17 protein-coding genes and 1 pseudogene are annotated in these 21,685 nt (G+C 59.1%); 6 read left to right on the top strand and 12 right to left on the bottom strand.

Translation table 11 applies throughout. The annotated features are described in order from the left end of the window. Positions 1 to 69: 69 nt before the first annotated feature. A complete protein-coding gene (locus tag ACMXYH_RS29780; protein WP_415765751.1) occupies positions 70 to 1,653 on the bottom strand; it encodes a hypothetical protein in 1,584 nt (527 codons plus the stop codon). 405 nt (positions 1,654 to 2,058) lie between these two features. Here ACMXYH_RS29780 and ACMXYH_RS29775 point away from each other — a divergent pair, with 405 nt between their 5' ends. The 3 genes from ACMXYH_RS29775 (at position 2,059) to ACMXYH_RS29765 (ending at position 7,201) form a co-directional block, all read left to right on the top strand. After that, positions 2,059 to 3,348 (top strand): GGDEF domain-containing protein, encoded by a 1,290-nt coding sequence (locus tag ACMXYH_RS29775; RefSeq protein WP_415765750.1) that lies wholly within the window; start codon positions 2,059 to 2,061, stop codon positions 3,346 to 3,348. Positions 3,349 to 3,438: 90 nt separating this feature from the next. After that, positions 3,439 to 5,235 (top strand): acyl-CoA dehydrogenase C-terminal domain-containing protein, encoded by a 1,797-nt coding sequence (locus ACMXYH_RS29770; RefSeq protein ID WP_415765749.1) that lies wholly within the window; start codon positions 3,439 to 3,441, stop codon positions 5,233 to 5,235. A 187-nt stretch (positions 5,236 to 5,422) separates the two neighbouring features. Next, on the top strand, positions 5,423 to 7,201 hold the full coding sequence (locus ACMXYH_RS29765) for an acyl-CoA dehydrogenase C-terminal domain-containing protein (RefSeq protein WP_415765748.1): 1,779 nt from the start codon (positions 5,423 to 5,425) through the stop codon (positions 7,199 to 7,201). Between the two features lie 227 nt (positions 7,202 to 7,428). Here ACMXYH_RS29765 and ACMXYH_RS29760 read toward each other — a convergent pair whose 3' ends face one another. Continuing rightward, entirely contained in the window at positions 7,429 to 8,358 is a 930-nt protein-coding gene (locus ACMXYH_RS29760; RefSeq protein WP_134420480.1) for a LysR family transcriptional regulator, read from the bottom strand. Between the two features lie 329 nt (positions 8,359 to 8,687). Between ACMXYH_RS29760 and ACMXYH_RS29755 the strand changes: the two are divergent. Both ACMXYH_RS29755 and ACMXYH_RS29750 read left to right on the top strand, forming a co-directional pair. Next, positions 8,688 to 9,083: pseudogene (locus ACMXYH_RS29755) on the top strand (aminotransferase class III-fold pyridoxal phosphate-dependent enzyme); the annotation flags it as partial. Between the two features lie 208 nt (positions 9,084 to 9,291). Continuing rightward, positions 9,292 to 9,450 (top strand): YqaE/Pmp3 family membrane protein, encoded by a 159-nt coding sequence (locus ACMXYH_RS29750; RefSeq protein ID WP_129440621.1) that lies wholly within the window; start codon positions 9,292 to 9,294, stop codon positions 9,448 to 9,450. A gap of 182 nt (positions 9,451 to 9,632) precedes the next feature. On the opposite strand, the gene ACMXYH_RS29745 is transcribed toward ACMXYH_RS29750, so the two are convergent. From ACMXYH_RS29745 to ACMXYH_RS29700, 10 genes are all read right to left on the bottom strand, one after another. Next, complete coding sequence (locus tag ACMXYH_RS29745; protein ID WP_415765747.1) at positions 9,633 to 11,459, bottom strand: S9 family peptidase; 1,827 nt, start codon at positions 11,457 to 11,459, stop codon at positions 9,633 to 9,635. Next, positions 11,425 to 12,600 carry a pyrroloquinoline quinone biosynthesis protein PqqE gene (gene pqqE / locus ACMXYH_RS29740; protein ID WP_134420474.1) on the bottom strand — a complete coding sequence of 392 codons (1,176 nt, stop codon included), beginning with the start codon at positions 12,598 to 12,600 and terminating at the stop codon, positions 11,425 to 11,427. The genes ACMXYH_RS29745 and pqqE overlap by 35 nt, the downstream gene beginning before the upstream one ends. After that, positions 12,572 to 12,847, bottom strand: a complete 276-nt coding sequence (gene pqqD, locus ACMXYH_RS29735) for a pyrroloquinoline quinone biosynthesis peptide chaperone PqqD (RefSeq protein WP_132834027.1) — start codon at positions 12,845 to 12,847, stop codon at positions 12,572 to 12,574. Before pqqD ends, pqqE begins: the two co-directional genes overlap by 29 nt. Next, complete coding sequence (pqqC, locus tag ACMXYH_RS29730; RefSeq protein WP_129440628.1) at positions 12,844 to 13,593, bottom strand: pyrroloquinoline-quinone synthase PqqC; 750 nt, start codon at positions 13,591 to 13,593, stop codon at positions 12,844 to 12,846. Before pqqC ends, pqqD begins: the two co-directional genes overlap by 4 nt. Before the next feature lie 146 nt (positions 13,594 to 13,739). After that, positions 13,740 to 14,651 (bottom strand): pyrroloquinoline quinone biosynthesis protein PqqB, encoded by a 912-nt coding sequence (gene pqqB, locus ACMXYH_RS29725; RefSeq protein WP_134420468.1) that lies wholly within the window; start codon positions 14,649 to 14,651, stop codon positions 13,740 to 13,742. A gap of 75 nt (positions 14,652 to 14,726) precedes the next feature. Beyond that, positions 14,727 to 14,801 (bottom strand): pyrroloquinoline quinone precursor peptide PqqA, encoded by a 75-nt coding sequence (gene pqqA / locus ACMXYH_RS29720; RefSeq protein WP_009045898.1) that lies wholly within the window; start codon positions 14,799 to 14,801, stop codon positions 14,727 to 14,729. Positions 14,802 to 14,955: 154 nt separating this feature from the next. Then, positions 14,956 to 17,388, bottom strand: coding sequence for a pyrroloquinoline quinone biosynthesis protein PqqF (gene pqqF / locus ACMXYH_RS29715; RefSeq protein ID WP_415765746.1), 2,433 nt, complete (start codon positions 17,386 to 17,388; stop codon positions 14,956 to 14,958). Positions 17,389 to 17,436: 48 nt separating this feature from the next. Continuing rightward, on the bottom strand, positions 17,437 to 18,231 hold the full coding sequence (locus ACMXYH_RS29710; RefSeq protein WP_415765745.1) for a carbon-nitrogen hydrolase family protein: 795 nt from the start codon (positions 18,229 to 18,231) through the stop codon (positions 17,437 to 17,439). Positions 18,232 to 18,243: 12 nt separating this feature from the next. Then, complete coding sequence (locus ACMXYH_RS29705; protein WP_415765744.1) at positions 18,244 to 19,926, bottom strand: flavin monoamine oxidase family protein; 1,683 nt, start codon at positions 19,924 to 19,926, stop codon at positions 18,244 to 18,246. A gap of 221 nt (positions 19,927 to 20,147) precedes the next feature. After that, a complete protein-coding gene (locus ACMXYH_RS29700; RefSeq protein ID WP_007980298.1) occupies positions 20,148 to 20,609 on the bottom strand; it encodes an Lrp/AsnC family transcriptional regulator in 462 nt (153 codons plus the stop codon). Between the two features lie 205 nt (positions 20,610 to 20,814). Here ACMXYH_RS29700 and ACMXYH_RS29695 point away from each other — a divergent pair, with 205 nt between their 5' ends. Then, entirely contained in the window at positions 20,815 to 21,468 is a 654-nt protein-coding gene (locus tag ACMXYH_RS29695) for a peptidase M41 (RefSeq protein WP_415767763.1), read from the top strand. The last annotated feature ends 217 nt before the right edge of the window (positions 21,469 to 21,685 follow it).

Below are 21,685 nucleotides of genomic sequence, written 5' to 3'. Positions count from 1 at the left end.
TAAACCGCCGCTTCTTTTGGGAGCGGCGGTTTTTTTATGGGCGCCAGACGCGCAACGCTGCAGCATCCATCAAGGCGTCGGGATAAAAGGCGTGCCGTCGCAATAGAAGTTCCCCGGCAAAATACCCCTGACCGGTATAGCCACCGGGGCTGACCGAATCGGTTGCCCGGCCGCATTGAGCGTTGTATGGAAGACGTACATTACCCCTCTGCCAATCAGGCCCATGGTCAATGGATACGGCACATTCAAGGTCTGACCCAGCGTCGCAGCGTCGGCTGACAGCAAGGCAGAGACGGTGACTGGCGGATTGATCAGCGTCGAGCCATCGTCCTGTCGACTGAGTGCACAGTTCACAGTAACCGTCGCATTGGCCCGCAAGAGCGCCGAGGGAGGGATAAACACCTCAATGAAACGGTTGGAATAGGGCAGGTCGCTGGGTTGCGGGGAGTTGCAGGTGAGATTGCCGTTGTTCAGGTTTCTCACCACTGGCGGCATCAACTGCATGAAGCTCGACAGATTGAAGATCAGATTCCTGGCGACCAACCCGTCGAAGTTTACCCCGCCACTGGTGATCCTGAACCTGACGGAGGCCGGCGTATCATTGGTGGTGGCTCCCGGAACAGCGGCTTGCACGCGTGCCACAGGTACCACCAACCGCATCGGCAACGACTGCCCCGCATACACAACAGTCACCGCCGCCAGCGTACCGACGATCACCGTGATGGAGTCGCCAATCTGCAAACCGTTGACACTGTCCAGCCACACCTCCATCCCGGCTGGGGTGATGTCAGCCAGGGTCACCGTGTTGTCTGGCGCAATAGCCTGCGTCACCCGCGGCACGGGAATATTTGAAGGCGCTATTTGAAGCGCGACCCTGACTTCAAGGATCAATGAGTCTCGAGCGCGATTGCCGGCCCTGTCCAGGCAACGGTAGGTCAGTTGCTGTACGCCATTGCCTCGGGCGCGAATAACTGCCGCTGGTACGGGGATAAATCGGTCAGCTGGAGTGTCGGGCAGCGTAATCACCGGTGGAACAGCGTAAGAAACCTGCATGTGGCTATCCGTATTGCCGTAGTAGGGCACGTAGCGCAGGGCAATCTGGTTATCGATTTCGGGGTGCGGTGGCATCCGGAACATGACGGGGTCGTTGGCGAGCAGATAAGCCTCGGTGATCAGCGCAGTGTCGAGGTTGAGCGGTAGCAGCGGGCGTGGCGGTGTAATGGTCAGGTAGCCAAAAGGTGCAGTCTTCTGAATCAGCAACCGGGTGCTGGCGGTGGCGCTCAGTAAATTGTCGCCGTCATCCAGAACGTACGTGAGCCGATACTCGCCTTCACTGCCTACCTTGCGGCGCGGTACAAGCACCTCGAAATCCCCGGCGGGATACGCCGCCATTTGATGGTGGGCAACGATTTCATACTCACCCGGAGACGGTAACTCTGCGTATATCCGGATAATGGGGCGCGACCCGGCGGGACCGGGCTGTGGCAATGCAGGGATGCCAATACGCAGGTCACGTGCCGTCGCCGTCAGGGGAATCAAGCCACCGGAATTGGGTATGGCTTCCACCACGCTCAGCGGTCGCAGCCTGGGTATCGCATCACCAATCAGAGCAAGTGAAGTAATGCTGACTGCCTCGATAATTAGGTCTTCCATACGTGTCACTCCTGTCAGGTTCGGACCACACTCTCCTATCCCGAAAGGGGTGGTCGGGCTCCGGTGAGTGGTGCAGGAATTAAACGCCGTTAAAACACCGGCCGATACTGTCACAAATGACAGTTGTAAGTGGCGCGCATATTGCTAGAAGCGTGGTGTTGCCAAGCGCCAAGCTCTGAAGGCTTTCCTGTTCCGGCGATCCAAAATCTGTAAGAAAGCCATGGTTGATCGACCTACTGGCTATCAGCCACTTTTTTTCTGAAATACCTGGCAAATCGCTCAGAAAAACTGAATTCCTGCCGTTATAGAGGGTGCGCTGTGATGCAGATCACATTGCGTGTGCTTAATTGCGCCTAGCGAAGGCACAATGCCATCTTTGATTTGCCCGGGCCGGAGCTCAACCCCTTGCCGCGTTCTTCTGCTGTTCATATCAACCATTTCCTGCCGCCGCTGGTCCTGTTACTGGCGGGGCTTGCCGCGGCCTACGTCAAAGATCTCAACGTATTCTTCACGTCATTGTTCAACGTCCTGCCGACCTTGGTCCTGCTGCTTGGCGGGTCGTATTGTGCGGTTTATCGGCGACAGCGCGAGCTGTTCCTGATGGTCACGGTGTACATCGCCTACTTTTTGCTCGACACCCAGACCGACTTTTACCGCGATAACGGCAAGGTTCGTGAAGACGCAGCCGTGGTGTTCCATTTGTGTTGCCTGCTGTTGCCACTGCTGTTCGGCATCTTCGCCGCGTGGCAGGAACGCACTCATTTGTTTCAAGACATGGTGGCGCGGTTCGCTGTGTTGCTGGCGTTCGGTAGTGTCGCGCTCGGTCTCGAACAAAGTTATCCACAAGCGCTGTTGATGTGGCTCTCGGAAATTCGCTGGCCGGCACTGCATGGCGCGTGGATGAGTCTGATCCAGCTGTCGTATCCGGTGTTCATCGCCTCTTTCGTGCTGCTCGCCTGGCAGTACTGGCGCAACCCGCGACCGCTGCATGCGGCGCAGTTGGTCGGTTTGCTCGGCTTGTTCTGGATGTTGCCGAAAACCTTCATCCTGCCGTTTACCCTGAACATCATGTGCAGCCAGGTCATGTTGATGATCGCGGCCGCCGTGGCGCACGAGGCATATCAGATGGCGTTCCGCGACGAACTCACCGGTTTGCCGGGACGTCGTGCGCTGAACGAACGCATGCAGCGGCTCGGCCGCAATTACGTGCTGGCGATGAGCGACGTCGATCACTTCAAGAAATTCAATGACACCCATGGTCACGATGTCGGCGACCAGGTGCTGCGACTGGTCGCCAGCAAGCTGTCGAAAATCGGTGGTGGCGGTAGGGCGTATCGCTACGGTGGTGAAGAATTCGCCCTGGTGTTCGCAGGCAAGACTCTCGAAGAGTGCATGCCGCACCTGGAAGTCATCCGGGAATCCATCGCCACCTACAACATTCAGCTGCGCAATCAAGACAGCCGTCCTCAGGACGACCAGCAAGGTCGTCAACGTCGCGCAGGCTCGGGCGCCTCAAGTGTGTCGGTCACCGTCAGCATCGGCGTCGCCGAACGCTTGGAGCAGCGCACCCCCGAAAAAGTGCTCAAGTCCGCGGACGAGGCGCTCTACAGTGCCAAAGGTGCCGGTCGAAACTGTGTCGTGGCTTTCGGTCAAAACCGTCGTGGCGCGGTGCGCATGGACGCCGCTACTGATTGAGTGATGATGGCGCATTCAGCGTCTGGACTGTGATTGTGAGGCCGGTTGCGCGGCAGTAGGTTTGGGGAATCTGCTGCCGGAGAAATGACCATGCCTGAGTACAAAGCTCCCCTGCGCGACATGCGCTTTCTGATCGACCATGTCTTCGATTTTCACAGCAACTACGCCGCGCTGGGCGCCACCGATGCCAGCCCGGACATGGTCAATGCGATCCTCGAAGAAGGTGCGAAATTCTGTGAGAACGTTCTCGCACCGCTGAACCGCAGCGGCGACGAAGAAGGCTGCCATTTCGACAATGGCGTGGTGACTACGCCTACAGGCTTCAAGCAGGCCTTCGCACAGTACGTTGAAGGCGGCTGGCATGGTCTGGCGGCTGATCCGGTTTACGGTGGCCAGGGTTTACCGAGTTCACTAGGGCTGGTCATCAGCGAAATGGTCGGCTCCAGCAACACCTCCTGGGGCATGTACCCCGGTCTGACTCACGGCGCGATGTCGGCAATCCACGCCCATGGCACCGAAGAACAGAAACAGACGTACCTGAGCAAGCTCACCGCAGGCCAATGGACCGGCACCATGTGCCTGACCGAAGCCCATTGCGGCACTGACCTGGGCATCATCAAAACCCGCGCCGTGCCTGCGCCCGACGGCAGCTATGCGATCTCTGGCAGCAAGATCTTCATCTCTGCCGGCGAGCACGACATGAGTGAAAACATCATTCACCTGGTGCTTGCCAAACTGCCGGACGCTCCGGCAGGCACCAAGGGCATTTCGCTGTTTATCGTTCCCAAATTCCTACCCAATGAGGAGGGTGAGGCGGGCGAACGAAATGGCGTTTCCTGTGGCTCGATCGAACACAAAATGGGCATCAAGGCCTCGGCCACCTGCGTGCTGAATTTCGATGAGGCCAAGGGCTTCTTGATCGGTGAGCCGAACAAGGGCCTGAACTGCATGTTCACCATGATGAACCACGCACGGCTGGGCACCGGCATGCAGGGTTTGTGTCTCGGCGAGGCGAGTTTTCAGGGTGCGATCAAGTACGCCAACGACCGTCTGCAGATGCGTGCGCTGACCGGCCCGAAAGCACCGGAAAAAGCCGCCGATCCGATCATTGTTCATCCTGATGTGCGCAGGATGTTACTGACCATGAAGGCCTTCAACGAAGGCAATCGGGCGCTGACTTATTTCACCGCGCAGTTGCTGGACGTGGCGCATCTGAGTCCGGATGAAACAGCGCGTCAGGATGCCGAAGACCTGTTGGCGTTCCTCACGCCGATCTGCAAAGCCTTCATGACCGATACCGGACTGGAAGTGACCAACCACGGCATGCAGGTGTTCGGTGGTCACGGTTTTATCCGCGAGTGGGGCATGGAGCAGCTGGTACGCGACTGCCGGATCGCACCGATCTACGAAGGCACCAACGGCATTCAGGCGCTGGACTTGCTCGGAAGAAAAGTCCTCGGCAGCCAAGGGAAATTGTTGCGCGGCTTCACCAAAATCGTCCACAAGTTCTGTACGGCAAACGCTGGACATCCGCAACTCGCCAGCTACGTGGCGCAGCTCAACGACCTGAATCAGCAATGGGGAGAGGTGACCACCAAGGTCGGGATGGCGGCGATGAAAAATCCGGATGAAGTCGGCGCGGCTTCGGTGGATTACCTGATGTACAGCGGTTACATCATCCTTGGCTATATGTGGCTGCGTATGGCGTTGGTCGCTCAGGCGCAGCTCGATTCGGGCAGTGGCGATGCCGCTTACTGCCAGGCAAAACTGGCGACCAGCGAGTTTTACTTCAAGCGATTGTTGCCGCGCACCGCCGCTCATCGGGCGGCCATCGAGGCCGGGAGCGATTGTCTGATGAAGCTGCCGGCGGAGTTATTTGCGCTTTAATCTTTTAAACCAGTAACAAAGGAGCCCGCCTTGTTGCGGGCTTTTTTATGACTGGTAAGTCTGTGACTAAAAATTACAAAACGGTCATTGTCTGACCCTATGTGTCGCAAAAGTTGTTGGGTTACACTCGGACCCAACGAAAAAACCATTCCTACGAATCACCAGTTTAGATCTTGCGAGGTTTGCCATGGCTGACTACAAAGCGCCCCTGCGCGATATGCGCTTCGTCCTCAACGAAGTTTTCGAGGTCGCCAAACTGTGGGCCGAACTACCTGCGCTGGCCGAGACTGTCGATGCTGAAACGGTCGAAGCCATTCTTGAAGAAGCCGGCAAGGTCACCAGCAAAAGCATCGCGCCCCTGAGTCGTGCGGCTGACGAAGAAGGTTGCCATTGGGCGGACGGTGCCGTCACCACGCCGGCAGGTTTCCCACAGGCTTATCAGACTTATGCTGAAGGCGGTTGGGTCGGTGTCGGCGGTGATCCGACCTACGGCGGCATGGGCATGCCCAAGGCTGTTTCGGCGCAGGTCGAAGAAATGGTCAACTCCGCCAGCCTGTCGTTCGGTCTGTACCCGATGCTGACCGCAGGCGCCTGCCTGTCGATCAACGCCCACGCCAGCGAAGCGCTGAAAGCTGCGTACCTGCCGAACATGTACGCCGGCGTCTGGGCCGGTTCCATGTGCCTGACCGAGCCGCATGCCGGTACAGACCTTGGGATCATCCGCACCAAGGCGGAACCTCAGGCTGACGGTTCCTACAAAGTCAGCGGCACCAAGATCTTCATCACCGGCGGTGAGCATGACCTGACCGAGAACATCATCCATCTGGTGCTGGCCAAGTTGCCGGACGCGCCGGCTGGGCCCAAGGGCATTTCGTTGTTCCTGGTGCCCAAGTTCATGGTCAACGCCGATGGCAGCCTGGGCGCACGCAACCCGGCGACCTGCGGTTCGATCGAACACAAGATGGGCATTCAGGCGTCCGCGACCTGTGTAATGAACTTCGATGAGGCCGTGGGTTATCTGGTCGGTGAGCCGAACAAAGGCCTGGCCGCGATGTTCACCATGATGAACTACGAACGTCTGGGTGTTGGTATTCAGGGCCTGGCCAGCGGCGAGCGCTCGTACCAGAACGCCGTCGAATACGCCCGCGACCGCCTGCAAAGCCGTTCGCCGACCGGCGCGCAAAACAAGGACAAGGCCGCTGACCCGATCATCGTCCACCCAGATGTGCGTCGCATGCTGCTGACCATGAAAGCGTCGAACGAAGGCGGTCGTGCTTTCTCGACCTACGTGGCCATGCAGCTGGACACCGCCAAGTTCAGCGAAGACGCGACCACCCGCAAACGCGCGGAAGATTTGGTGGCCTTGCTGACCCCGGTGGCCAAGGCGTTCCTCACCGACCTCGGGTTGGAAACCACGATTCACGGGCAGCAGGTTTTCGGTGGCCACGGTTACATCCGTGAGTGGGGCCAGGAGCAATTGGTCCGCGACGTGCGTATCACCCAGATCTACGAAGGCACCAACGGCATTCAGGCGCTGGACCTGGTAGGACGCAAGATCGTCGGTACCGGCGGGGCGTTCTACAACCTGTTCGCTGACGAGATCCGTCATTTCACCGCGACCGCCAGTACTGATCTGGCCGAGTTCACCAAGCCGCTGAACGATGCCGTGACCACCCTCGACGAACTGACCGCATGGCTGCTCGACCGGGCGAAAAGCAACCCGAACGAAATCGGTGCTGCCTCGGTCGAGTATCTGCACGCATTCGGTTACGTGTCGTATGCGTACATGTGGGCACTGATGGCCAAGGCCGCTTTTGGCAAAGAAGCGCAGGACGATTTCTACGCGAGCAAGATGGGCACGGCGCGCTTCTATTTCGCACGTCTGCTGCCGCGTATTCACTCGTTGAGCGCGTCGGTGAAGGCCGGAAGCGAGTCGTTGTTCCTGCTGGACGCAGGACAGTTCTGACAATGTAACGTCATGTAAGCATTCTCTTACATGACGTACTGCTCTTCTCCCATAGATGAAGATTGGATCCACAGCTAATCTACTTCACATGGACGTCGCGCAGGAAGCGCAAAGCAACAACACGGACACGTAGGATTCTGCCGGGACGGCGGAGTGAAATGGATGTCAGGGAAACAGTCTGCAAAACCCCGCTTCGGCGGGGTTTTCTTTTGACTGCAGAAAAGTGCTCAGCTCATTTCATCCAGTGTTGCCGGGCTGCTCAAACGCCCATCCGAGTCATTCATCACTTCTTCCAGCAACGTACGCAGTAAGGCCAGCGAGGCCTGTTGCCGCTGCACATCCCGACACACTAATCCAACTTTCAGCGGCACCCTCGGCTCGCTCAATGGTTTCCACAACAGTTCCTTATTGCCGTGTGCCTGTTGCGAGCGTCCGGGCAGCACCGTCGCCAGTCGCGTGTGCGGCAGGCTGTCGAGAATCCCCGCCATGTTGTTCAGTTCTGCCTGTACCTGCGGACGTCGTCCCAGATTCGCCAGTTGCGCCTGCCAGATCTGCCGCACTTGAAACTCTTCACCCAGCAGCAACATTGGCAATTCGGCGGCCTGACTCATCGAGACTTTCTTGAATTCGCGCAACGGGTGATCCGCCGGGATGACCAGGGTCAGTTCGTCTTCGTACAGCATCACGCCGTGTAACCCCGGCTGACGAGGCGGCAGATAGCTGATGCCGATGTCCAGTGAACCGTTGAGCAAGCGCCGCTCGATTTCCAGCCCCGTCAGTTCATAGATCTGCACCACCAAATGCGGCTGCGCCTTGCGCACGCGTTCGAGCATCTGCGGCACCAGGCTCGTATGGACGGTCTGCAATACACCGATGGCCAACGTGCGCAATGCTTGGCCCTTGAAGTTGCCCAAGGCTTCCCGTGCCCGCTGCAATCCATCCAGCAAGGGCAGGGCATGGTTGTACAAAGTATGAGCAGCCAGGGTTGGCAGCAGACGTTTGCTGCTGCGTTCGAACAGGCTCACATCGAGGTTTTGTTCGAGGTGGCGGATCTGCTGGGACAGCGCCGGTTGGGAGATTGAAAGCCGCTCGGCAGCCCGGCCCACATGACCTTCTTCGTAGACCGCGACGAAATAACGCAGTTGCTTGAAATCCATAAGGTGTGCTTATCGAAAATGCTGAGAAATCGAAATGGCTCAAGGCCTTGGCTGGGCCTAGTCTAACCGCATTCACAAGGCTTACAGGGCCACAGAACGCGATGAATACCGTTTGCTTCGATGGTGTTTACATAGGTAAGGCAAAAAACCTCGCACGAGGTTTGATCAGATGAACCTGTTTAATTTGCGGCGCAATCCTCCGAGTCTTGATGACCTGGCGGTGGGCACCTTCTTGCCGTCCAAAGGCGACAATTTTTCCAGCGAGTGCCTGATGCCCAGTGTCGAGCGACCGAAACAGATATTCCTGCGCGGCCAGGGCTCATGGTTGTGGGAGCACTCATCATGGCAATGCACTTTTGACGACGGCCGGTCTGGCGGTGCTCGACAGCGTTCAGGACAAGGGGTTTCTCGATCATGTCGGGGAAACCGGTCAGCACCTGAGCGAAGGTTTGCAGCGTTTATCCCATCGCTATGGTCACGGCGAGTTGCGCGGAAAAGGACTGTTCTGGGGTCTTACCTTGTCCGACGAATCGGCTGACGCCGTCGTTAAAGCTGCGTTGTACGAAGGCTTGCTGCTTAACGCTCCGCAGTCCGATTGCCTGCGCTTTACCCCGGCCCTGACCGTCAGCAAAGCCAATGTCGACGAAATGCTCCTGCGCCTGGCCCGCGCCTTCTCCCGTGTGCGCACTGCGCAACTGCAGTGCCGCAAAGGGATTGCCGTCTGATCAGACCTGCCCTACGCGAATTCCCGAACCGTCTCGCGGTATAACGCATCGCCCCATGCCTGATTCTTTTGGCGTGGGGCGTTTTTTTGTCTGTGGATTTCGCCGGAAAGGTTTCACTCTCGGACGTGATGGCACTGAACCCTGACGAACGGCAAAGGTCGATTAGCTGTAGGCTCGCACGAGCCAACTTTAATCAGGAGCTGACCCCATGGACTTTGTTCGCATCATCATCGCCATTCTGTTGCCGCCACTGGGCGTGTTTCTGCAAGTCGGTTTCGCTGGGGCGTTCTGGCTGAATATTCTGCTGACGCTGTGCGGTTACATCCCCGGGATCGTGCATGCGGTGTACATCATCGCCAAGCGTTGAGTTTTGTGGCGTCTGGTAGATCGCTTTCGCGAGCAAGTCGAATCGTCGCACCGCCGCTCCCACATTAGATCTTCACTGAACACAGCATTTGTGTACGACAAAGATCAAATGTGGGAGCGGCGGTGCGACGATTCGACTTGCTCGCGAAAGGGGCGCCGCAATTTTTGCACTAAGCGCCGACTTCAGCCCGCCAATTCCATCACCCGCCGATAAAACAACCACTCCTGCTCCAGCGCATGGGCCTGATTGCCGGCCTTGCGAAAGCCATGGCGTTCGTCAGCGTAGTAATGCGCTTCAACCAGAATGCCGTTGTCCTGTAACGCCGTGACCATGTCGCGGGTCTGTTGCGGCACCACCACTGCGTCAAGTTCACCCTGAAAGAAAATCACCGGAACACCGATGTTGCCCGCATGCAGCAACGGCGTTCGAGCGGCGTAGCGTTCAGCATCCTGCACCGGGTCGCCGATCAGCCAATCCAGATAATCGCCTTCGAACTTGTGAGTCGTCCGGCCCAGCGCCACAGGATCACTGACGCCATACAGGCTGGCGCCGGCGCGAAAGACGTTGTGGAAGGCCAATGCGCAAAGTGTGGTGTAACCACCGGCGCTGCCACCGCGAATAAATGCCTTGTCGCCGTCGATCAATCCGCGTTCGGCAAGATGAGCGACGACTGCGCAAGCGTCTTCCACATCTACTTCACCCCAGCTCAAATGCAGCGCTTGTCGATAAGCCCGGCCATAGCCACTGCTGCCGCGGTAGTTGAGGTCGGCCACGGCAAATCCACGTTGCGCCCAGTACTGGATACGCGGATCGAGCATGGGGTAGCAGGCCGAAGTCGGACCGCCGTGGATGAACACCACCAGAGGCGGTTTCGCATCACCGGTCATCGCTGGATAGAAGAAGCCGTGTGCCTCGCCCGAACCGCTCGGGTAGCGCAGGGTTTGCGGGACGCTGATCTGCTCGGCAGGCAACGGTGCAATACCGCCAGCCAGTGTTTTGACCTGCCGGGTCTGGCGGTCGATGGCAATGACTGACGACGAACTGACTGGCGAAGCGGCGATGCAGTAAATGAACTGCTCATCCAGTGCGAGATGGCGGAAGCGGCTGTAATCGCCCGTGAAATCTTCACCGGCGTCACCACAAAGCCCCAGTTTGCCAAACCCGTCTTCGGTCCAGCTCGCCAGATAGCGGCCTTCGCTCAGCGGCAACCAGGTGCTGCCACCCAGCTGCCACGGCGCTGGCCCATGATCAGCTGCGGCACTCGGTAGCGGACTCAAACCGTCTGCCGATTCCACCCAAGGCTGCCAGTAGCCACCGCGATCTGTCAGGCAAAACAGACGGCCGCTTGTATCGAACCTCGGTTGTTGCAGCGATTCCTCAGCGTCTTCGCCCGCTACGCAATGCGGCGGAGCAAAACGGCCATCGCTCTGGCGTTCGGCAACCATCAGGCGAGTCGAGGTCCATGGCTGATCCGGGCGACTCCACTCGATCCACGCCAGTCGTTGCGCGTCGGGACTCAACGTCGGTGCGGCATAGAAGTCGGCGCCTTCGGCCAGCAGATGACGTAGCCCGTCAGCCACATCGATAGCCACCAGGCGGTGTCGGTCGCGGTTCTCTTCAACCGCCAATACCTGCCCGTTAGCGAACTGCAGATCGCCGTATCGGCATTCGCCTGAGCTCAGTAACTCGGGTGTCTCGCCGGCCAGCGACTGCCGATACAGCTGTTGGTCCGCCTCGTTGACGAACACTATCCCGTCATCGGTCAGACAGAACGCGCCGCCGCCATATTCGTACACCCGACTGCGCACACTGAAGCCCGCAGGCGTCAGGCAGTGCGCCTGGCCGTCACGCCAATGCCAGATTCGGCAGGCGGCGTCCTCGGGCCGGTACTCGTTCCAGAACAAGCCACGTGGGCCGACCTGCAACTCGGCGAAATCGATGCCGGCCGCAACAGCCCTGGCAGCGCTGAAGGGTTCAGCTTTTAGCGATGAGTCGTGAATTTCGTTCATTGCGAAAGGCCAGTTGTTCGATGGTCTGGGTCGCGTGCTCGGCTTCTTCGCGAGCCTTGAGGATCACGCCGTGATGTTCCGACTTGCTGCACACCGGGTCGGCGTTGCTCGCGTCCCCCGTGAGCATGAATGCCTGGCAGCGACAGCCGCCGAAGTCTTTTTCTTTCTCGTCGCAGGAACGGCACGGCTCGGGCATCCAGTCGTAACCGCGGAAGCGGTTGAAGCCGAACGAGTCGTACCAGATGTGCTGCATGGTGTGGTCGCGTACGTTGGGAAATTGCACTGGCATCTGTCGGGCACCGTGACAGGGCAGGGCGGTTCCGTCCGGCGTGACCGTCAGAAAGATGCTGCCCCAGCCGTTCATGCAGGCTTTCGGGCGCTCTTCGTAATAGTCAGGGGTGACGAAAATCAGCTTGCACGGATGCCCTTCGGCTTCCAGTTTGGCGCGGTATTCGTTGGTGATGCGTTCGGCGCGGACCAGTTGTTCCTTGGTCGGCAACAGACCGACCCGGTTGAGCTGCGCCCAACCGTAGAACTGGCACGTGGCGAGTTCCACAAAGTCCGCCTCAAGGGCAATGCACAGCTCGATGATCCGGTCGATCTTGTCGATGTTGTGCCGATGGGTCACGAAGTTCAGCACCATCGGATAGCCGTGGGCTTTCACCGCGCGGGCCATTTCCAGCTTCTGGGCGAAGGCCTTTTTCGAGCCGGCCAGCAAGTTGTTCACCTGCTCGTCGCTGGCCTGAAAGCTGATCTGAATGTGATCCAGACCGGCCTTCTTGAAGTCGCTGATTTTCTGCTCGGTCAGGCCGATGCCGGAGGTGATCAGGTTGGTGTAGAAACCCAGCTTGCGCGCCTCGGCGATCAGCTCGGCGAGGTCCTGGCGCACCAGCGGTTCACCGCCGGAAAAGCCCAACTGCGCCGCGCCCATCTCCCGCGCTTCGCGGAACACTTTGATCCACTGTTCGGTACTCAGCTCTTTGCCTTGCTCGGCGAAGTCCAGCGGATTGGAACAGTACGGGCATTGCAGCGGGCAGCGATACGTCAGCTCGGCCAGCAGCCACAGCGGTAGGCCGATTTCGGGCTTGGGCGGTAACTTGTCTGACGCGCAATCAGGCAAGTTCGATCCAGTGCTGAGCACGGGCGACCTCCATGAATTGCTCGATGTCATCACCGAGCTCGGGCACGCCGGGGAACTGTGCGTCCAGTTCGGCGATGATCGCCGCGACGTCACGCTCGCCGTCGATCAAACCGCCGATCAGTGCGGCGCTTTCGTTGAGTTTGATCATGCCTTCCGGGTAGAGCAGCACATGACCTTTCTGCGCCGGTTCGTACTGGAAGCGGTAGCCGGTACGCCAGGTCGGGGTCTTGCTGCGATCAAAACTCATAAGGTGATTCCTTTGTGCCAGACCCGTTGCTCGGTCACGCTGTGATACGGCGGGCGATTCAGTTCATAGGCCATGCTCATGGCATCGAGCATGCTCCAAAGAATGTCCAGTTTGAACTGGAGAATTTCCAGCATGCGCTCTTGGCCGGCCCGCGTCGTGTAGTGCTGCAAAGTGATCGCCAAGCCGTGTTCCACGTCGCGACGTGCCTGACCCAGACGCGTGCGGAAATACTCGTAACCGGCCGGGTCGATCCACGGGTAATGCTGCGGCCAGCTGTCCAGGCGCGACTGGTGGATATGCGGCGCAAACAGTTCGGTCAGCGAGCTGCTGGCGGCTTCCTGCCAACTGGCACGGCGGGCGAAGTTGACGTAGGCATCGACGGCAAATCGCACGCCGGGCAGTACCAATTCCTGCGAGCGTAGCTGATCCGGGTCGAGGCCGACGGCCTGGCCCAGGCGCAGCCAGGCTTCGATGCCGCCGTCTTCGCCGGGGGCGCCGTCATGGTCGAGCAAACGCTGAATCCACTCACGACGAATCTCGCGGTCCGGGCAGTTGGCGAGGATCGCGGCATCCTTGAGCGGGATATTCACCTGATAATAGAAACGGTTGGCGACCCAGCCCTGGATCTGCTCGCGCGTTGCCCGGCCTTCGTACATCGCCACGTGATACGGGTGATAGATGTGGTAATAGGCGCCCTTGGCGCGCAGGGCTGCTTCGAACTCGGCGGGGGACATTGCTGTGTTCATTTCGGTTCTCCGGGCACAACCGTAGGTGTGTAGTGCTTGTGCCGGCCTCATCGCGAGCAAGCTCACTCCCACACTGGATTGGGTTACCACGCGGAACCCTGTGGGAGCGAGCTTGCTCGCGATAGACCGCGCAGCGGTCTCGGCTCTTAAAGCACAATACTCATGCCGTCGTAAGCCACTTCAACATTGCGCCGAACCAGTTCTGCACGCTCCGGCGAATCCTCATCGAGAATCGGGTTGGTATTGTTGATGTGGATAAGCACTTTGCGCTGCTTTGGCAATTGTTCCAGCACTTCCAGCATGCCGCCGGGGCCGTTCTGCGCCAGGTGGCCCATCTCCCGACCGGTGCGGGTGCCGACGCCACGGCGCTGCATTTCGTCGTCATCCCACATCGTGCCGTCCACCAGCAGGCAATCGCTGCCGGCCATGATCTCCAGCAGCGGTGCGTCGACCTTGCCCAGGCCCGGTGCGTAGAACAGTTTGCCGCCGGTGTTGAGGTCTTCAACGATCAGGCCGATGTTGTCTCCCGGGTGCGGGTCGAAACGGTGCGGCGAATACGGCGGTGCGGCGCTGCGCAGCGGCAACGGGGTGAAGCGCAGACTTGGGCAGGCCGGGATGGTGAAGCTGCGGTCGAACTCGATCTGGTTCCAGGTCAGCCCGCCGTTCCAGTGAGTCAGCATGGTGAACAGCGGAAAACCGGTGCTCAGGTCTTCATGGACCATGTCGGTGCACCAGACCTGGTGCGGGCAACCTTCGCGCAGGCTGAGCAGGCCGGTGGTGTGGTCGATCTGGCTGTCCATCAGGATGATCGCGTTGATGCCGGTATCGCGCAGGGCGCGGCCCGGTTGCATCGGGGCAAAGCTCTGGAGCTGGGCGCGGATGTCCGGCGATGCGTTGCACAACACCCAGTTCATACCGTTATCGGAAATCGCGATGGACGACTGGGTCCGCGCTTTGGCGTTCAGGCTGCCATCGCGAAAACCGGCGCAGTTCACGCAGTTGCAGTTCCACTGGGGGAAACCACCGCCGGCGGCGGAACCTAGAATCTGGACAAACATGGCCGCTCCATCATTCGAAAACTGAAAATAAAAACGCCTCGGCGAGCCGAGGCGTTGCACTGCGCTACAAAAAGATTAGCGGCTTGCGAAGTACATGGTGACTTCAAAGCCGATACGCAGGTCGGTGTAAGCAGGTTTGGACCAGGACATAGGAGCGCTCCTTCAGGTGATGGACAGTTGAGGTCTATACATATAGTCCACCTCCAGCCGGAGATGTTCAGATAGTTAGGTGGCTATGTTACTCAAAATTACAGGGCGATTGGCCGAGAATCTTTGAGAAAGCTAATTGCAGCACCGGTAATGATCATTTTGCCGCTTGCCAAGGCGAGCCCGGGCACGGTCCGCTGGCCAGACAGCGCCAACCGCCTTCGGCCTGATTCAGTCGTTGTGCGGCGGCCAGTAACGTTTCACGGTCGATCATCAGAATTGCCTGAGGCAGTTGAGTCAGATATTCCGACGAGTGGCCGGCCAGTTTGCCCTGCCAGAGCAGTTCGGCGGCCTGCGCATTGGGCAGTGCCGCGCTATCGAATTGATCGGCCAGTGCCTGGCGCTGGTCGATGAAGGTCTCGTCATTGATGTCTTCGATCATCCCGGCCAATCCGCTCAGGAAGTGTTCGATGTGTTCCAGCAGATCCAGAGGGGCGACGCTGGGTGATTGCACGCCGAACAGCAGCCCGGTCTGCCCATGGATCTGCCGCAGGGCGCTGAACACCGCATAGCCGAGCTGCAGTTCTACCCGCAGGCGTTGGTAAAACGGCGTCAGGCAGACGTGAGCCAGCAAGCGCCAGGCGGCTTCATCAGCGATGTTTGCAGTTGCGGTCGGACAGAAGAGTAGCAGCGCGTGTTCGCTGGATCCGGTGTCGACCGCGCTCCAGAAATGCTGCGCGTTTATCGGGGAGGGCGGCGTCAGTTGATTGTCCGCAGTGCCGGGTACACGACTCAAGGCAAGGCCCATCGCCGCTTGTGTCTGGGCGGACAGGCCGGTCGCCAGACCGTCCCAGCGTGCGCTCGACCAAAGCTGCATCAAATCGTCCGAGTCGGCGCTGCGCTCAAGGCAGTGATCAGGCAGCGCTTTAAGCAACTGTCGAATCGGCATCAATGCAACGCTCGGCAGCTCTTCTTGCGAGAAACTGGCATCAGGTGTTGTCAGTTCTTTCAGCGCATGTTCGAGGACGGTCGGCATCGGCTCCTGTAGCCCGGTCATTTTCAGCAGCCATTCATTGCCCGATGAGCTGAAGGAAAAATCGACACCTGCCTGACGTGCGTCTTCACGCAACGGCTGAAGGCGGTTTTCCAGGTTCGTCTGAACGTTGCTGCGAGGTGCCGAGTCCAGACGCCAGCGCAGGTAAACGGCGCCTTCGGCACTGCTATCGGGCAACGCCTGACTGAACTGCATGGGCGACCGTTCACGACGACCGCGTGAGCGATCCTGGGCAAAGGTCCGCAAGCCTCGGTGTTTGCTGGTCTGGCCGCGGATCAGTCCGGCACTCGGAACCGGAGCCTCGGCGCGTAAAAACGGATTAGGTGTTGGCAGTTGCCATTGGCCGGTGAAGTTATCCACAGCGCCGATTTGTTTCAGGATTTCGTTGAGGGCTGCAATGCCCGATTCGGATAACCCTGTTTCACGCTGTTCGCTGTCCAGTCGGGCCAGTTCCAGGGCGCCGCTGACTTGCTGCTGACGTTGCAGCAGGGCGGCGTATTCTTCGCGCAACCCGGTCCAGGGTTGCTGTGAGGCAAAGAATCCAAGCCAATCCAGTAGCTGCTCGCGGATCCCGTTGGGCGTCGCGTTGGCAGGTAGCGTGAGTTCGATGTGCAACAAAGCCTGGCCGGCGAACTGATACAACGGCGCAGCTTTCAGGCTGTCAGCCAGTCCGCGCTCGCGCAATTGCGTCAGCAGGCCACCGGGTTTCGCGGCGTTCAGCCAATGACACAGGAACGCCAGCGCCTCGGGCGATGAATCGGGCAACGCTTCGAAGGCAAACAGCAGACCCAGTCGACGCGCTCCAGCCTGTTGATAACTTTTGTCCGAAGAATCCATCAGCGATGTAGGCGCTTGTTGCGGGACTTTTTCCCCTACGGGAATCGCAGCGCTAAAGCGCTGAGCCATCGCCCTCAACTCATCGAGACTCTGCGGCCCTGCCAGGCTCAAGGTCATTTGCCCGGTCTGATAAAAACGCTGATAGAAACCCTGCAAGGCTTGCTGAAACTCAGGTTGCGGCACCGGCAGGCTGTAGCGGTTGCCGGCATGAAACGCCCGCAGTGGATGCGCCGCTGAAAGGCCGTCGAACAGCGCGAATTGCTGTTGAGCGGTCGTATCCCGAGACCATGCAACAAATTCTGCGTGCAGCACTTCCCGTTCCCGCCGCTGATCGTCCGGATTCATACGTGGATGAGCGAGCATGTCCGACAGGCGCTCCAGTCCCCCGGTAAACGCCTGAGGCGGTAACTCGAAAAAGTAGTCCGTGGTGCGTTCGCTCGTCCGCGCATTCACCTGACCGCCATGACCCTGGACGTAGGCCATCAGCCCTTGGCTTGCGGGAAAGCGCTCCGTACCGAGAAACAGCAAGTGTTCGAGAAAATGCGCGAGCCCGGGCCAGGCCGCCGGCACGTCATGGCTGCCCGCCGCGATGCGCAACGCCGCAGCACTGCGCTTCAAATCGGGAGCATGACGCAGCGTCACCCGCAGGCCGTTGGCCAGGGTTTCAGTGTGAGGGCGAGGGTGATTCAGCGCAGGCATGAGCACTTCCAGAACAGAGAAGTGCCAATGCTAGCGGATAACGATGGATCAGCGCTTGTTCAGCTCGCTGTAAAGCTCAGGGCGGCGATCAAGGAAGTAGCGATTGGCGGCGCGGGAATCGACCATCAACTGCCGATTCAGCTCGCCGACAATCAGCGCTTCATCGAGGCCTGCCTGGGCGATGCGATTGCCATCCGGTGCGGCAATGCTGCTCTGGCCGCAATACTGGATCTCGCCTTCGTTGCCGCAATAGTTGGCGTAAGCCACATAGCACTGGTTTTCGAAGGCCCGGGCGCGGACGGTGACGTCGGCGATGAAGTCGTAAGGAATCATGTTCGCCGTCGGCACCAGAATCAGCTCGGCGCCGGCCAAGGCCAGGCGTCGGGCGTTTTCCGGGAATTCCAGGTCGTAGCAGATCAGGAAGCCGAGCTTCCAGCCATTGAGTTCAACCAGCGGAAACTCATCCGGTCCGGCGCTGAACATCGAGTGATCGAGGTCGCCGAACAGGTGAGTCTTGCGGTAGTTGCACAGGCGTTCGCCATTGGCGTCGATCAACTGCACGGCGTTGTAGATCTGCCCATCCTCGGTGCGCTCGGGGTAGCCATACAAAATGGCGATCCCGGCCGTCTTGGCGATGCGCGCGATCTGCTGCGCCGACTCACCGTTGTGCACTTCCGCCAGCACGCTGACGGCATCGAGGCCGATGTTGTAGCCGGTCAAAAACATCTCCGGCAGCACCAGCAAATCTGCGCCCTTGGCCTCCAGCGCCAATTGATGCAGACGTTGCAGGTTGCCTGCGACATCCAGGGGCAGCGGTGGACATTGGTAAAGGGCTACGCGCATTTCGGATTCCTCTTACTCGGGCAGGGCGATCGGACCGATCTCGTTGAACACATCTCCTGGACCCGGGTTCTCGGCGTGAGTTTCACCGCCGAAGTGTTTCATGATGCCCCACACCGCATTGAGCGAGGTCTGCACCGCGCCTTCGACCCACGCAGGCGTCCACGAAACATCGTCGCCGGCGATGAAAATCCCGCGCTGCTCGGCCGGCATGTCGGCCTGCATGAAATGCGCGTACATGCGCTGGTTGTAGCGGTAGTGGCCGGGCAGGGCGCCTTTGAAAGCGCCGAGGAAATGCGGGTCGGCTTCCCAGGACACGGTGATCGGATCGCCGATGATCCGCGCCGCGATGTCGACTTTCGGGTAGATTTTCTTCAAGGCATCCAGCGCCAGTTTCACGCGTTTTTCCACGGGTTGCGGGAGCATTTTCAGTGCGTCGCTCATCCACGAGTACGACAGGCAAATCACGCCCGGCTTGTCGTCGCCGTTGTCGAACAGATAGGTGCCGCGGGTCAGGCGATCGGTGAGGGTCATGCTCATCAAGTCGCGGCCGGTTTCCGGATCCTTGTCTTTCCAGAATGGCCGATCGACCATCACGAAAGTTTTCGACGATTGCATGTAGCGGGTGCGGTCGAGGGCCATCCACATCTTTTGCGAGAACAGGGTTTCGTCGCATTCGATCTGGGTGGTCAGCAGCCAGCTCTGGCAAGTGGTCAGCACCGCTGCGTATTCGCGGGTGTCGCCCCAGTTATCGGTGACGGCAAAGCGCCCGTCTGCCGCGTGGGCAATTTTTTTCACGCCGGTACGCGGTGCGCCGTTGTGCAGGGAGCTGAGACTGGTGCCTTCCGGCCAGTGCACGCAACGTTCCGGCACATGACGCCAGATCCCCAACGGCACTTGTTCCACGCCGCCGACCACCAAGTGCTGGTGGTCGTCGCAGTTGGTCATGACCACACGGAAGATTTCCAGCATCGAGTTCGGGAAGTCCGAGTCCCAGCCGCCGGTGCCGAAACCGACCTGACCAAACACTTCGCGGTGATGGAACGAGAGTTTGGCGAAGGCTTTGGAGGTGGCAACGAAGTCGTAGAAGGTGCGGTCGTCCCACAGCGGAACGAGGGTGTTCCACAGCTCTTTGAGACGCGGCACATCCCGGTCGCGGATCGCTTGCTGGATGTCAGAGAACTGCGAACCTGCTTCCAGCGCGTCGGCCCAGGCGTCGGCGACTTCCTGGAACAGTGCAGGAAGATCCGCCAGTTTCTGTGCGTAATGGGTCTGGCCTTCGAGGTCGATCACCGTGCTGCCCGAGGCAGGTGTCAGCGGGTTCGGGAAAGGTTTGGTTTGCAGCCCAAGCTTGTCGACGTAGTGATAAAAGGCGGTGGACGACACCGGGAAGCGCATGCCGCCGAGCTCGGCGATGATGCCTTCAGCGCCGTTGAATGCCTGGGAGCGCAGACGGCCGCCCATTTTCGAGGCTTCGTAGACGACGGGTTTGAGGCCCAGTTTCATCAATTCGTACGCTGCCACTAAACCTGCGATACCGGCACCGACGATCGCTACCTCGGCGCCATGGTTGTGCGCAGGGATGCTGCCCAGGCCGGCCGGGTGCTCGATCCAGTCGTCAAAGGCGAAGGGAAAGTCCGGACCGAAAATGGTGACTGGTTTTTTACCGTCTGCAGGATGGCGATTGTTCTTGTTCATGGCTGACCTTGCTGGCGACCGGACGCGGCATGCGCGTCTGAGTATAGGAAAAGATGGCAGCCATTCTAGAGAGCGTAGAACACGTTAATAAGATGCAATGTGTCGTCGTTTTGCTAATTGTTTGATCAGAGTGACGATGGAATGCTACACACCGTCAATGTGGGAGCCGAGCTTGCTCGCGATTAGGCCCTCCCAGACACCAAGGAACTATCGGCAAAAACTCAAACCGGCTGCCCCCTATCAATCTTGCTACTCAAGATAATCGACGTAGTTGTCTTCTCCACGCCATCCACGCTGCCAATTTGGTCGAGCAACTGATCCAACTGCTCAGGTGAATCGGTGCGCAGCCACGCCACGTAATCAAATTCACCACTGACCGCGCACAACTGCTGCACTTGAGCCATCGCGCTGAGACGTCGCAACACTTCCTTGCCCGAGCGCGGTTGCACCGTGATTCCGACGTACGCCTGCAAGCCGCCATCCACGACACGCTGACCCAAACGCACGCCGTAACCGGTGATCACCTTGGCTTTTTCCAGCCGGGCCAGCCGCGAAGTCACGGTGGTGCGGGCGATGCCCAATTGTCGCGCGAGCATGGCCACGCTTTCGCGGGCATTGATCTGCAGGGCTGCAATCAATTGGCGATCGATTTCGTCCAGAACGGGCGGGCGAGTGTCAGGCAAGGGTCGTCTCCAGCGGCACAGATCAATGGGTTGGTATGTTACAGGCACATGTCGCACAGCGGATGGTTGATCTAGCCTCAGTACCGTTCATACCGTTTTCTACATCTCGGTTTTTTCTTGGGCTTGAGCAAGGCGCGATCGACAGGATGGACACCAACAGTCAGTCGTAGTCGAATGCGAAATCGAGGGATGCGAGGCCATGGCAATGACAAACAAGATGCCTCCCGCAATGCGGGACCATGCATTGCAGATTGCACATCACGAAATGGGGCACTACGTCGTAGCCCGCGCCTTGGGTTTTGCAACAGGCGGCGTGAGTCTGACAGTGACCATGGACTTGAGGCATCAAGGGGGAGCTTCCATCACCTTGGCGCGGTCCATTTCTTCGATGGACGCGATGAAGGCGTATTTGGAAGCCCGGATGGTGGTGCTCTTGGCTGGCGCTATGGGCCAGACATTAGCTTCAAAACATTCGCCAAAAAAAACCGTCGATAAGTCGAAAGCGACAGCCATCCTGAAAGGAGCGCTGGGGGCGGAACAGGATTACGCGAAAATAAGGGAGTTACGGCACTTGCTGCGCAACATCGCCTACCCCGATACGGATCACGCGTCGTCGGACGGCATAACGGCTGAGCTTAAAGCGATCACTGATCGTGTGTGGGGGCGGACTCAAAAAATCGTGGAGGAATTGGCCGATACGATTTCCGAATTAGCGGGGGCGCTGGTCGACGGCATGGTCATCGTGGAGCAGTGGGGTAGGGCGGCGGATACGTATGAGGTCGTGTTGACGGGTGAAATGCTTGAACGCCTGCGGCCCGTGCAGGCCATTCCGGCGTTAACTGTTGCTTCTGCAAGTTGAGGGCGATCTGCGTGTATGCCGAAAGCAGCAGCGCCCCTGGTCGAGTCGCCGTGGCCCAAATCAGTGGTGTACGCGCGACTTCAGCGATCCGCACGCACGCCAAAGATTGCCGCCATTAACAGCGATGGTGGATGTGATGGAGGTGGTTCGCAATCAGTGCGATTTGTTCCGGTCGCAGCAGCTCTTCATGACTAACGAATTAGCGTCGACGCATCAT

Origin of the sequence: Pseudomonas frigoris (assembly GCF_047758635.1) — a bacterium.
In the GTDB taxonomy this organism is placed as follows: domain Bacteria; phylum Pseudomonadota; class Gammaproteobacteria; order Pseudomonadales; family Pseudomonadaceae; genus Aquipseudomonas; species Aquipseudomonas frigoris.
This window is presented reverse-complemented; position numbering and strand designations above follow the sequence as displayed.